11 protein-coding genes are annotated in these 13102 nt (G+C 38.8%); 4 read left to right on the top strand and 7 right to left on the bottom strand.

What is annotated here, in order from left to right:
• Window positions 1–96: 96 nt before the first annotated feature.
• The gene (locus HMPREF1481_RS05755) at window positions 97–1671 is read right to left on the bottom strand and encodes a DEAD/DEAH box helicase (RefSeq protein WP_016466101.1); all 1575 of its coding nucleotides are present in this window, start codon (window positions 1669–1671) and stop codon (window positions 97–99) included.
• Between the two features lie 342 nt (window positions 1672–2013).
• Between HMPREF1481_RS05755 and HMPREF1481_RS05760 the strand changes: the two genes are divergently transcribed.
• The 4 genes from HMPREF1481_RS05760 to HMPREF1481_RS05775 all read left to right on the top strand — a co-directional run bounded on the left by HMPREF1481_RS05760 (window position 2014) and on the right by HMPREF1481_RS05775 (window position 6846).
• Complete coding sequence (locus tag HMPREF1481_RS05760) at window positions 2014–3330, top strand: FAD-containing oxidoreductase (protein WP_016466102.1); 1317 nt, start codon at window positions 2014–2016, stop codon at window positions 3328–3330.
• 192 nt (window positions 3331–3522) lie between these two features.
• Window positions 3523–4866, top strand: a complete 1344-nt coding sequence (gene murT / locus HMPREF1481_RS05765; protein WP_016466103.1) for a lipid II isoglutaminyl synthase subunit MurT — start codon at window positions 3523–3525, stop codon at window positions 4864–4866.
• A complete protein-coding gene (gene gatD, locus HMPREF1481_RS05770; protein WP_016466104.1) occupies window positions 4866–5648 on the top strand; it encodes a lipid II isoglutaminyl synthase subunit GatD in 783 nt (260 codons plus the stop codon). The genes murT and gatD overlap by 1 nt, the downstream gene beginning before the upstream one ends.
• Window positions 5649–5763: 115 nt before the next feature.
• Window positions 5764–6846: a M24 family metallopeptidase gene (locus HMPREF1481_RS05775; protein WP_016466105.1), complete on the top strand. Its 1083-nt coding sequence runs from the start codon at window positions 5764–5766 to the stop codon at window positions 6844–6846.
• 403 nt (window positions 6847–7249) lie between these two features.
• Here the strand turns inward: HMPREF1481_RS05775 and HMPREF1481_RS05780 are convergent, their stop codons facing one another.
• The 6 genes from HMPREF1481_RS05780 to HMPREF1481_RS05805 form a co-directional block, all read right to left on the bottom strand.
• Window positions 7250–8566, bottom strand: coding sequence for a hypothetical protein (locus tag HMPREF1481_RS05780; RefSeq protein WP_016466106.1), 1317 nt, complete (start codon window positions 8564–8566; stop codon window positions 7250–7252).
• 17 nt (window positions 8567–8583) lie between these two features.
• A complete protein-coding gene (locus HMPREF1481_RS05785) occupies window positions 8584–9315 on the bottom strand; it encodes an ABC transporter ATP-binding protein (protein ID WP_016466107.1) in 732 nt (243 codons plus the stop codon).
• Window positions 9316–9969: 654 nt separating this feature from the next.
• Window positions 9970–10794, bottom strand: a complete 825-nt coding sequence (gene nadE, locus HMPREF1481_RS05790) for an ammonia-dependent NAD(+) synthetase (RefSeq protein WP_016466108.1) — start codon at window positions 10792–10794, stop codon at window positions 9970–9972.
• Window positions 10791–12251, bottom strand: a complete 1461-nt coding sequence (locus HMPREF1481_RS05795) for a nicotinate phosphoribosyltransferase (RefSeq protein WP_016466109.1) — start codon at window positions 12249–12251, stop codon at window positions 10791–10793. Before HMPREF1481_RS05795 ends, nadE begins: the two co-directional genes overlap by 4 nt.
• A 107-nt stretch (window positions 12252–12358) precedes the next feature.
• Window positions 12359–12847 (bottom strand): DUF6773 family protein, encoded by a 489-nt coding sequence (locus tag HMPREF1481_RS05800; RefSeq protein WP_016466110.1) that lies wholly within the window; start codon window positions 12845–12847, stop codon window positions 12359–12361.
• The gene (locus HMPREF1481_RS05805; protein WP_001107501.1) at window positions 12837–13046 is read right to left on the bottom strand and encodes a helix-turn-helix transcriptional regulator; all 210 of its coding nucleotides are present in this window, start codon (window positions 13044–13046) and stop codon (window positions 12837–12839) included. Before HMPREF1481_RS05805 ends, HMPREF1481_RS05800 begins: the two co-directional genes overlap by 11 nt.
• Between the last annotated feature and the right edge of the window lie 56 nt (window positions 13047–13102).

Raw genomic sequence — 13102 nt, forward strand, 5'->3', positions numbered from 1 at the left:
AAATTTATAAATACAAACTTCTCGTATTACTTTTTCATATGACTCTCGGTCTCCTTATATATAAAAGCGATCCACCTCAGTGAACCGCTTTTTTTGTTATTTATCTCCTTTGTTACGAATAACAAAGCCTGTTTTCTTCTCGCTTGAAGTATTGCGTGGTTTTTTAGTATCCTTGCGGTAACGCTTCTCTTTATCAAAGCGATCCTTTGAACGTCCACCTTTACGATAGTCATCACGACGTCCATTGCCACGGCGATCACGATCTCGACGGTCATCCCCACGACGACCTCCTCGACCACCCTTGCCTTTGCCACCGAAGCCACCACCAGATGGTTTAAATGGTAAAGGTTTTTCACGTGCAATCTCAACCTCAGGAAGACTATCTGGGTCTTGAACTGTTAAGCTGAGGATATACATGGCCAATTCTTCTGGGCTGAATTCTGAGGCCAATTGACGAGCATCCTTGCCAAACTTCTCAAAGTTACTACGAATCTCCTCATTCGCAAAATCACGTTCAATTTTCTTCAGTGCAACCTGCTTCTTAGCTTGAAAGGCTTCTTCTGCACTTGCAGGCTTGAGACCTTTCATGCGTTTCTTAGTTAAGTTCTCAATGATTTGTAGATACCCCATTTCATTAGGTGAAACGAAGGTAATAGACTGACCTGACTTACCTGCACGCCCTGTACGACCGATACGGTGAACATAACTCTCAGGATCTTGTGGGATATCGTAATTGTAGACATGAGTCACACCTGAAATATCCAAACCACGAGCAGCAACGTCTGTTGCAACTAAGACATCAAGGTTACCATTTTTAAAATCACGAAGGACACGAAGACGTTTGTTTTGGTCCAAATCTCCATGAATCCCTTCTGCACGGAAACCACGGATTTTAAGCCCACGAGTTAACTCATCTACACGGCGTTTGGTACGACCAAAAACGATTGACAACTCAGGTTGATCAACATCCATAAGTCGAGTCATGGTATCGAATTTTTCTTGTTCTTTAACACGGATATAGTACTGGTCTACTAATTCTGTTGTTAATTCTTTAGCAGCAATCTTCACATGCTCAGGCTCTTTCATGAACTGAACACCAATACGTTTGATAGCATCTGGCATAGTCGCTGAAAAGAGCAAGGTTTGACGATTTTCTGGTACACGAGAGATGATATCTTCAATATCTTCAAGGAATCCCATGTTCAGCATTTCATCTGCTTCATCTAAAATCAAGGTTTCAATATCATGTAATTTCAAAGCCTTGCGTTTAATGAGGTCAAGAAGTCGTCCTGGTGTTCCTACTACGATATGAGCACCTGATTTAAGAGCCTTGATTTGTTTTTCAATGCTTGAGCCACCATAGACTGAACGAACTTTTACACCCTTGCTTCTACCAAAGCGGAAAAGCTCTTCTTGACTTTGAACAGCCAGTTCACGAGTTGGGGCAATCACCAAAGCTTGGATAGTTACTTCTTCTGTTCGAATTTTTTCAAGGGTTGGCAAGCCAAATGCTGCTGTTTTCCCTGTACCAGTCTGTGCTTGACCGATAACATCTTTTCCTTCAAGAGCCAAAGGAATGGTTTGCTCTTGGATAGGACTTGCTTCTACAAATCCTGCTTTTTCAATTTCTGCTAACAAATCAGCAGAAAGATTAAATTCATTAAATTTCACGTTTTTCTTCTTTCTAAAGATGGTGCGAAGCCATCCTATAGCGCTTAATTTATACTTTTCTTGTCATGACGGTTTTTCATATCTTTTTATGAAAGATCGTGTTGCTTCTTTTCCACTAAAGAAAAGTACTGCTTTCTTTGCAACTTATCTAGTATATCACAAGAGAGGGCCAAAAGATAGTCTAACCACTTGATTAAAACATGTAAACGATTTTTCTATTTTTTGAACTTGATTCCCGAAAGCTTTCGTGAGACTATTTTAGTCCAATATTTTTTCCCGTAGCAGATTTGTGCAAAAGTTTTTTTCTTGTGCTAGAATGAAATCAAATAGGAGGATTTAAAAATGTTAACATACGATTTAATTGTAATTGGATTTGGTAAAGCCGGTAAGACTTTGGCTGCTAAGATGAATGCGGCTGGTAAGAAAGTTGCTGTCATCGAGCGCAGTAAAGCGATGTATGGTGGTATTTGCATTAATTTTGCTTGTATCCCAACCAAGACTATGATTGTAGCAGCTGAAAAGGGCTGGTCATTTGACGATACCATGAAAGAGCGTGGTGCGGTGACAGGTCGTCTTAACGCTAAGAATTATAAAATGTTGGCAGACAATGGCGTTGATGTCATTGATGCAGAGGCACATTTCGTGTCAAATAAGGTCATCGAAGTAGTGGCTGGTGATGACCGCCAAGAGCTTACGGCTGAAACTATTGTCATCAATACAGGTGCTGTGTCTAATGTCTTGCCGATTCCTGGGTTGACAACAACTGAGCATGTCTACGATTCAACTGGTATTCAAACCCTTGAAGCCTTGCCAAAACGTTTAGGTGTCTTAGGTGGTGGTAATATCGGTCTTGAATTTGCTGGCCTTTATAACCGTTTGGGTAGCCAAGTGACTGTCTTGGATGCAGCGACTAGCTTCTTGCCACGTGTGGAGCCATCTATTGCTAAGTTGGCTAAGGAATACATGGAAGAGGACGGCATTGTCTTTGAGCAAGGTGTTAAAACTTCCGAAGTTAAGAATGACGGTGATGAAGTTGTCATTGTTACTGATAAAGGAGACTTCCGTTTTGATGCACTCCTTTATGCGACAGGACGCAAGCCTAATATTGAACCTCTTCACTTGGAAAACACCGATATTGCCTTGACTGAGCGTGGTGGTATCCAGGTTAATAAGCATTTGGAAACAAGCGTTCCAGGTGTCTTTGCAGTAGGTGATGTCAATGGTGGTCTTCAATTCACTTATATTTCATTAGATGATTTCCGTATTGTCTTTAATTACTTGACAGGGGATGGTAGCTATAATCTTGAAACACGTGGAGCTGTTCCAACCGCTATGTTCCTCAACCCACCTTTGGCACAAGTTGGTCTTACTGAAGACCAAGCCAGAGCAGCAGGTGGACCAGTTGCTGTCAAGGAACTTCCAGTTGCTGGCATGCCTCGTGGTCATGTTAATGGCGATTTGCGTGGTGCCTTCAAAGCTGTAGTAAACCCTGAAACTAAGGAAATCTTGGGTGTGACCCTCTTTGGTCAAGAATCTCATGAAATTATCAATTTGATTACTCTTGCTATGAACCATCATATCCCATACACAGATTTGGCTAAACAAATCTTTACTCACCCAACTATGGCTGAGAACCTAAACGATTTGTTTGCGATTTAATACTCTTCGAAAATCAAATTCAAACCACGTCAGCTTCACCTTGCCGTACTCAAGTACTACCTACGGCTAGCTTCCTAGTTTGCTCTTTGATTTTCATTGAGTATAATTTTAGAAAGCAGCCCTCGTCGGGCTGTTTTTTCTTCACTGAAATCTCAAATCTATCTTTTCTAGCTTTTATGATATAATAGAAACATGAAATTTAAAACTACTTTGGGCCTTCTTGCTGGGCGTTCTTCTCACTTTATTTTGAGCCGTCTTGGCCGTGGAAGTACGCTGCCTGGAAAACTCGCCCTTCAATTTGATAAAGATATTCTACAACATTTAGCAAACAACTACGAAATTGTTGTGGTAACTGGTACCAATGGAAAAACCTTGACAACCGCTCTCACTGTCGGTATCCTAAAGGAAATTTATGGTCAAGTGTTAACCAATCCAAGTGGTGCCAACATGATCACAGGGATTACGACTACTTTCTTGACTGCAAAATCTTCAAAAACTGGAAAAAATATTGCAGTACTTGAAATCGACGAAGCTAGTCTCTCACATATCTGTGACTATATCCAGCCTAGTCTTTTCGTTATCACTAATATCTTCCGCGATCAGATGGACCGATACGGTGAGATCTATACGACCTACAACATGATTTTGGACGCTATTCGAAAGGTTCCTACTGCTACTGTTCTTCTAAACGGTGATAGTCCGCTTTTCTACAAGCCTGCAATTTCAAATCCTGTTCAGTATTTTGGTTTTGATCTAGAAAAAGGTCCAGCGCAACTTGCTCACTACAATACTGAAGGTATTCTCTGCCCTGAATGTCAAAGTATTCTGAAATACGAGCTCAACACTTATGCTAACTTGGGAGCTTATATCTGTGAAAATTGTGGATGCAAGCGTCCTGACTTGGACTACCGTCTGACAGAATTGGTTGAGTTGACTAACAATCGTTCTCGTTTTGTTATTGATGGTCAGGAATATGGTATTCAAATCGGTGGTCTCTACAACATCTACAATGCTCTTGCTGCAGTTGCTATCGCTCGTTACCTAGGCGCTGATTCTCAACTGATTAAACAAGGATTTGACAAGAGTCGTGCTGTCTTTGGACGACAAGAAACCTTCCATATCGGTGACAAGGAATGCACACTGGTTCTTATTAAAAACCCTGTTGGTGCTACCCAGGCCATCGAAATGATCAAACTAGCTCCTTATCCATTTAGTCTATCTGTTCTCCTCAATGCCAACTATGCAGACGGGATTGATACCAGCTGGATTTGGGATGCTGACTTTGAACAAATTACTGACATGGATATTCCTGAAATCAATGCGGGTGGAGTTCGTCATTCTGAAATTGCTCGTCGTCTACGTGTTACTGGCTATCCAGCTGACAAGATCACTGAAACAAGTAGCCTGGAACAAGTTCTCAAAACGATCGAAGCTCAAGACTGCAAGCATGCCTATATCCTTGCGACTTATACGGCTATGCTGGAATTCCGAGAATTACTAGCCAATCGTCAGCTTGTTAGAAAGGAGATGAACTAATGGTTTATACTTCACTTTCCTCAAAAGACGGCAATTATCCTTACCAACTAAATATCGCCCACCTCTATGGGAATCTCATGAATACCTACGGAGATAACGGGAATATCCTCATGCTCAAGTACGTAGCTGAAAAGCTGGGGGCCCATGTAACAGTTGACATCGTTTCACTTCATGATGATTTCGATGAACATCACTACGATATTGCCTTTTTCGGTGGTGGCCAAGACTTTGAACAAAGTATCATTGCTGGTGATTTGCCTGCTAAAAAAGAAAGTATCGATAACTTTATCCAAAATGATGGTGTCGTTCTTGCTATTTGTGGTGGCTTCCAACTATTAGGCCAATACTATATTGAAGCTTCTGGAAGACGCATCGAAGGTCTCGGTGTCATGGGACACTATACCCTTAATCAAACCAACAACCGCTTTATTGGTGACATTAAAATTCATAACGAAGAATTTGATGAAACCTACTATGGTTTTGAAAATCACCAAGGTCGTACCTTCCTCTCAGATGACCAAAAACCATTGGGGAAGGTCGTATACGGAAACGGAAATAATGAGGAGAAAATCGGTGAAGGTGTTCACTATAAAAATGTTTTTGGTTCTTATTTCCACGGGCCTATCTTATCTCGTAATGCAAACCTTGCCTATCGCTTGGTCACTACTACTCTTAAGAAAAAATATGGTCAGGACATTGTTCTACCAACTTACGAGGAAATTCTCAGCCAAGAAATCGCTGAAGAATATAGCGATGTTAAGAGCAAGGCAGAATTCAATTAATATTTAGATTCCAATATGCTATTAGCTGTTGGAATTTTTTTAGGTTCTTTTCCCCTTCTCCCTTGCATTTTCTACTAATTTTTGCAAAAATAGAGGGGTAGAAAGAAGGTAGCATATGTCTAAATTACAACAAATCTTAACTTATCTTGAATCAGAAAAGCTAGATGTCGCTGTCGTATCTGACCCCGTCACAATTAATTACCTCACTGGCTTTTACAGTGATCCACACGAACGTCAAATGTTCCTTTTTGTCCTTGCAGATCAGGAACCGCTTCTCTTCGTTCCAACACTTGAGGTTGAACGTGCAACTAGCACTGTCTCTTTCCCAGTAGTTGGTTATGTGGACTCTGAAAACCCTTGGAAGAAAATCCAAAACGCTCTTCCACAGCTTGATTTCAAACGTGTAGCAGTTGAGTTTGATAATCTCATCTTGACCAAATATCATGGCTTGAAAACAGTCTTTGAAACAGCCGAGTTTGACAACTTAACTCCATTGATCCAACGCATGCGCTTAATCAAATCTGCAGACGAAGTGCAAAAGATGATGGTAGCGGGTATTTACGCCGACAAGTCTGTTAAAGTTGGTTTTGATAATATCTCTCTTGATAATACGGAAACTGATATCATTGCTCAGATTGACTTTGCTATGAAACGTGAAGGCTATGAAATGAGCTTTGATACCATGGTCTTGACTGGTGATAATGCTGCGAATCCACATGGTATTCCTGGAGCTAACAAGGTTGAAAACAATGCCCTTCTCCTCTTTGACCTCGGTGTGATGGTCAATGGTTATGCATCAGATATGACTCGTACAGTCGCTGTTGGTAAACCTGACCAATTCAAGAAAGATATCTACAACTTGACTCTAGAAGCTCAACAAGCTGCCCTTGACTTTATCAAACCTGGTGTGACTGCTCATGAAGTAGACCGAGCTGCTCGTGAAGTAATCGAAAAAGCTGGCTACGGTGAGTACTTCAACCACCGTCTCGGTCACGGTATCGGTATGGATGTCCACGAATTCCCATCCATCATGGAAGGAAACGACATGGTTATCGAAGAAGGCATGTGCTTCTCAGTTGAGCCTGGTATCTACATCCCTGGTAAAGTCGGTGTCCGTATCGAAGACTGCGGTGTTGTTACGAAGGATGGCTTCGACCTCTTTACAAGTACCAGCAAAGACTTGCTTTATTTTGATTAGTCATAATTTTATAAATAAAAAAGGACGGGATATAGAATCTCGTCCTTTTCTGGTATTAACGCTTTGACGCAATAGCTATCTAGCTTGAAATACACTTTGTCAAGCTTTTTCAAGCCTAGTCAGCCTTGTGGGGGTGAGACTACGAAATCGAACTCTTCGAGTTACCGGACCTGTCTCGCTATCTATTTGAATGCCCAAGCTAAAAAGGTCAATTGGACTCAAAATCCGTATCTTGACCAGGTTAATAAAGAGGTGCTAAATTATGAAAAAAGTCCCATTGTTAGTCTAAGCTGTTAGTATTTTTAAAAAGACAAGGTGTTTTATCTTTGTCTTTTTCGTTTTAGTATTGCTTTTGTTTCAATGTCAATAAGTGTGTTCTTTTTGAATCAGTAACTATTCCAATTTATCTATCTCGAAATATATAAAATCCCTTTGTAATACTATAAAAAATAACTAACAAAGAAATAACTATAAGACTCGGTTGCCAAAAACCCGATATATCTACTACACTTTGGCCTAAAAGTTGGCCAATAAAGCTAACTAAAATTAAAATAATTAAATTGAAAATTACTGATACTAATAAAATTAACACCGAATGTATTATTGCCTCGCCTATACGTATTTTAAACAGTTGTGAGCTTGACACTCCCAGTGTCTTTAACTGTTTAATGTCTTCAATATCTTTATTAGAAGATAAAATTGTAAGAGAAATAGAACTAGTAATAATCAGAATAATTGGAGCAGACAGATAAGCAATAAAGGAAGCTCTTGCTTCGAGTACACCGTTTGCTGTATTCATGAATGAATACATATTTTGGGTGTAAAGAATAAACCCAGAAATGAGAGTTACTCCCATGCTCATTGAAGTTTGTATACTTTTCAAATAGCTAGGATTGGATAGTAGATTCCAAAAGCCTGTATTGATTACATAATTTTCAGTTGGAAATATCCTCATTAAAAATTTTATTAGAAACACTTGAATTGATGGAGATAGTGATTGAATAATAAGGATGTGAATAATTAATAAAAATAATATTATGCTTGACTGTGTTGAAATTATTTCTTTATTACTGCTAAAACCTGCTGAAACAATAAAACCTATACATAGTAACCATAGGATTAAACGAACAGAGATGTTAATAAAACCAGTTACTGTAACTTTTCTTTTTTTCTTTTTTGGTTTTAATATTGATGATATTTTAAGTATACGACTTGAATAAAAGTAAGCCCCTATCCCGACAATTGTTGGGACTATGAAAACACTCAATAAAATTGATTGAATGTTGGATGTAATAACTAAATCAGGTAACTCATCTCTTCCTAATAAATTTTGTAAAAATTTGTAGTAACTATCTGCCATGATAAATGAAAGTATTGTACCAATACTACTAACAATCACTGCCATTAAATAAAACTGTCCAGATACTAATAAAGATAGCTGAGTTCTGCTTGCGCCTAGGGTAGCCCATAATTGGTAATCCTTTTTAAAGATATCTATTAGCAGTCTTATATTATTTGAAATAAGGAAAAATAGAGTAGTCCCGCCAAAAACTATTAGCATTTGAAAAAGTTGTGAAGCGTTAATATTAGCAGTCTTTATTGCACTAGCAATACCAAATAAAGATGTTCCAACAATCAGGCTAGATACAAATAGTAATGGTATTGTTCCTAACCATTGTCTTTTTGAGTACTGAAATTGGTAAATGATTAATTTTAGCATAATAAATCCTCCTCAAATTAATCTTTACTACTTTCAAGTGCTTGGTAGAGCTCATCAGCTGAAGGTTTAATAATTTGTCGAGATATTTTTCCGTCTTTTAAAATGAGTGCTCTGTCAGTTTTTGAAGCCAACTCAATATCATGAGTGACCATAAGAACACATTTTCCTTGACTCGCTAAATTACGGAGTGTTTCAAAAATAAGTTTTCTTGAGACGCTGTCCAGAGCTCCTGTTGGCTCATCAGCAAAAATAATTTTACTATCAGCTATTATTGCACGAGTAATAGCCACTTTTTGCTGTTCTCCACCTGATAAGGTAGCAACTAATGATGATAGTTCTGCTTTAAAATTCAAACTATCCAACATTTTTTTTACTTTATTACTATCAACACTCTTTCCTGAGAGTCTCAGAGGAAGTGTAACATTTTCTAGTACAGGTAGAGCGGGTACCAGATTATAGTTTTGAAAAATAATTGCAATATCTTGCCTTCTAAATTTAGCAAGCTTCCCTTCTTTTAAGGTATATGGATTTATACCATTGATAACAACTTCACCACTTGTTGGTTCAGATAAACTTGATAAGCAACTTAGCAAAGTAGACTTTCCAGAACCACTGACACCAAGTATTGATACAAACTCCCCATAATTGACAGATAAAGAAACATCTTTCAAAATAGAGACAGTTTTGTCTTGCCCTAACAAAAATTCTTTTGAAAGGTTTGAGACTTTAACAGCTACATTATTAACCATAATAAATCCTCCTGATTCCAGTGTCATCTTTGATTTTATTATATAAATTGGAATTCTATTAATATCAAGTAAGTAACTTATGAAACGAATTTTTAATGGATAAAATTTCTTTTTTATCTGGAACTCGAATAAAGGTCTTTAGCGAACTAAGAATTTTTTCTATTACTATAATAGTATCATAAAAGAGTTTTAATTGAAAGCGTAATCATAACTCTATTAAGAGGTACAGCTATTCTATACAAAATTTAAACATAAAACTTAGGTATACTTAATAAATGAGAATTAAAGTTAGCTATAACGAAAATAGTAGCATATGTAAAAACTTTTTGATACAACAGAGTTACCAAAAAGTTACAAAAATTTGAAAAATGAGTCTATTTTGCAAGATTCAAAAGTCCTAAAACGCTATTAAATCAAGGTTATAAGAGTTAAAAAATGTATTCATAGAACTCTTCCTCGTTTTCCTGTTTCAAGACTCAGCCAAAAAAGGTCCTCCGGACCTTCCTCGCTTTTCTATTTTCAGGCTCGGGGTAAAAACCTCCCCCGGAGGTTATTCTTGCTTTCTAATTTCTAGGCAAGAAGGTAAAAAGGTCCCCCGGACCTTCCTCGCTTTTCTATTTTAAGGCTCGGGCTAAAAAGGTCTCCCGGACCTTTTTACTCCCAAAACGTATCAAACACTGTGATTGGTAAATGGCGTTTGTGTTGGCCTTTGTGCCACCATTTTTCAATGGTTGCTTGGGCTTCTTGGCTGATTTGTTTACCTTCCAAGTAGTCATCAATCTCATTATAAGTGACTCCCAAGGCTACTTCATCTGCAATACCTGGTTTCTCTTCTTCTAGATCGGCAATCGGTACTTTTTCATAGAGAGCAGGATCAGCTCCCAGCTCCTTCAATAGTTGTTTTCCTTGACGTTTATTGAGGCGATAGAGAGGAAGAATATCTGCACCGCCGTCACCGAACTTGGTAAAAAAACCTGTGACATTTTCTGCAGCATGGTCAGTACCAATAACTGCTCCACTATGAGCTCCTGCGAGTGCATATTGGGCAATCATCCGGCTTCTAGCCTTGATATTCCCTTTATTAAAGTCTGACATTGGACTACCAGTAGCCTCTACTGCCGATGCCATTGCATCTACAGAATCTTTGATATTGACCACCAAACTCACATCTGGCTGGATAAAAGCTAGGGCTTTTTGGGCATCATCCTCATCTGCTTGAATTCCATAAGGCAGGCGAACTGCTATAAATTTATAAGAATCATCACCGGTTTCAGCTCGCATTTCTTCCATAGCTAGTTGAGCAAGGCGACCAGCTAAAGTCGAGTCTTGACCACCAGAAATTCCTAATACAAAACTTTTAAGGAAAGGATGCTTCTTTAAATATCTTTTTAAAAAGTCAATGGAACGACGGATTTCTTCCTGAGCATCAATGACTGGTTTAACGCCTAGTTGTTGGATAATGGTCTCTTGCAAACTCATTCTTCTTCTCCTTCGCCCAGAGCTTCTTTACGCATCTTATCAATCAAGTCCATCTTGTCTTGCCATACATCGCGAGCCAAGTCGACAGGGTAATGTTGTGGATTAAGAACACGTTTGTATTCGTCCCAGAGCTTGTCAAATTCCTTGCGAGCATAGGCCTGAATCTCAGGTAGGCTCGGTAAATCATAGACCAGCTTACCGTCCTTGAAGATATTCACTAAGAGAGGAACGGCATCAAAATTTCTGACAGTTTTCTTGATGTAAGTATAGGTCGGATGGAACATCTTAATCTCTGTCATACTAGTAACATCTACACCATCGTAAGTAATGTAGTCACCTTCAGACTTGCCTTTTTCACGGCTGGTGATACGCCAAACTTGCTTCTTACCTGGTGTTGAAACCTTCTCTGCATTGTTTGAAAGTTTGATAGTATTGCGCATATGACCATTTTCATCTTCAATGGCAACAACCTTATAAACTGCTCCTAGAGCTGGTTGGTCATAGGCTGTAATGAGCTTAGTACCTACACCCCAGACGTCAATCTTAGCTTTTTGCATCTTGAGGTTAAGGATGGTATTTTCATCCAGGTCATTGGATGCATAGATCTTAGCATCCGTAAATCCTGCCTCGTCCAGTTGCTGACGAACTTTTTTAGAGATATAGGCAATGTCTCCAGAGTCAATGCGGACACCAAGGAAATTAATCTTATCACCAAGTTCACGCGCAACCTGAATCGCTGCTGGAACTCCGATGCGAAGAGTATCATAGGTATCTACTAGAAAGACACAGTTTTTGTGCGTTGAGGCATAAGCCTTGAAAGCCTGATAGTCATTCCCATAGACTTGAACCAAGGCATGTGCATGAGTACCTAAAACCGGAATACCAAAGAGCTTACCTGCGCGTACATTACTAGTTCCATTGGCACCACCAATAACAGCCGCACGAGTCCCCCAGATAGCCGCATCCATTTCTTGCGCACGACGTGTTCCGAATTCCATCAAAGGTTCATCATCAATGACTGAACGAATACGAGCTGCCTTAGTCGCAATCAAGGTTTGAAAGTTGACGATGTTCAAGAGGGCTGTTTCAACCAATTGACACTGAGCCAAAGGCCCCTCCACTTGAACGATCGGTTCATTGGCAAATACTAAGTCCCCTTCCTGAGCAGAACGTACCGTCAACTCTAACTTGAGATTACGGAGATATTCCAAGAAGTCGCCATGATACCCAAGTGATTCCAAATAAGCTATATCGCTCTCAGAAAAGCGCAGGTTTTCTAGGTAGTTCACAATTCGTTCCAAACCTGCAAATACAGCATAACCGTTTTTAAAAGGTTGTTGGCGGAAATAAACTTCAAAAACTGCTTTCTTGTTATGAATGCCTTGGTCGAAGTAAACTTGCATCATGTTAATTTGATACAAATCAGTGTGCAAAGTTAAACTATCATCTGGGTACATATACTGTCCTTCTTCCCTATTTGTAAAAAGATGAAAATGTTTCTTCTTTTCTCATAAATTAGTACTATTATAACACATTTTCTCGATATTGATAAAAAGCTAACAAGCTATTCCATGCTCTCGAGCTCATCCATATCTTTTTCATACTTCTTCTGAGCCCATTCACCATAACTTTTCAAACCTAAGTTACCAATAAAGACCCAAGGAAGATAAAAGATATAGGTAAATACCCAAGCAAAAATGTATTTAAGATGTAGAGGGTTATGCTGATATATTTCGATATTGAACTGGTAGTTCTGTAGCATCAAGGTAGCTGTAATCACTAGAGTTAATAATAGGCAACCTAAAATTGTAAAATGAAAACGACTATAGTAAGACACACCTAGACTTCTAGCACGATTGATAAAGTAAAAAGTCCCTATGATAATAATAACGAGAAGCATACTTGGATTAAAAAGGCTTGGTGCTAACACTGCTATGAAATAAGCTAGAAACAACAATCCGATAGAGATATGAAAACTCTCTGCACTAGCTTTATTCATCAGTTGTTCTTCTCTTTCGTCTAATAATTGATAATAATAAAATTTATTTTTCATCTTCTTCCTCCCAAAATAATTGGTCTAAAGTTTTCCCTAAGCATCTGCAAATAGACTGGCAAAGCGAAAGCGAGGGATTGTACTTTCCAGCTTCTATCAAGCCGATAGTCTGGCGCGTAACCCCGACAGCTTCTGCCAAGTCACCTTGTGTCATATCAAGCTCTACTCGAGCTAGTTTTAATTTTAAATTCTTAGCCACTTGTAACCTCCTCCTTAATTTTAAAAGTCGCGCTTCTTTTTTTAACTTTATTATAT

Source organism: Streptococcus sp. HPH0090, assembly GCF_000411475.1.
Taxonomy (GTDB): domain Bacteria; phylum Bacillota; class Bacilli; order Lactobacillales; family Streptococcaceae; genus Streptococcus.

What these genes read in the sequence shown, in the direction of transcription:
- HMPREF1481_RS05775 (WP_016466105.1), top strand. Translation starts at nt 5,764, where the DNA reads ATGTCTAAATTACAACAAATCTTAACTTATCTTGAATCAGAAAAGCTA.
- HMPREF1481_RS05785 (WP_016466107.1), bottom strand. Translation starts at nt 9,315, where the DNA reads ATGGTTAATAATGTAGCTGTTAAAGTCTCAAACCTTTCAAAAGAATTT.
- HMPREF1481_RS05780 (WP_016466106.1), bottom strand. Translation starts at nt 8,566, where the DNA reads ATGCTAAAATTAATCATTTACCAATTTCAGTACTCAAAAAGACAATGG.
- HMPREF1481_RS05800 (WP_016466110.1), bottom strand. Translation starts at nt 12,847, where the DNA reads ATGAAAAATAAATTTTATTATTATCAATTATTAGACGAAAGAGAAGAA.
- gatD (WP_016466104.1), top strand. Translation starts at nt 4,866, where the DNA reads ATGGTTTATACTTCACTTTCCTCAAAAGACGGCAATTATCCTTACCAA.
- nadE (WP_016466108.1), bottom strand. Translation starts at nt 10,794, where the DNA reads ATGAGTTTGCAAGAGACCATTATCCAACAACTAGGCGTTAAACCAGTC.
- HMPREF1481_RS05795 (WP_016466109.1), bottom strand. Translation starts at nt 12,251, where the DNA reads ATGTACCCAGATGATAGTTTAACTTTGCACACTGATTTGTATCAAATT.
- HMPREF1481_RS05760 (WP_016466102.1), top strand. Translation starts at nt 2,014, where the DNA reads ATGTTAACATACGATTTAATTGTAATTGGATTTGGTAAAGCCGGTAAG.
- murT (WP_016466103.1), top strand. Translation starts at nt 3,523, where the DNA reads ATGAAATTTAAAACTACTTTGGGCCTTCTTGCTGGGCGTTCTTCTCAC.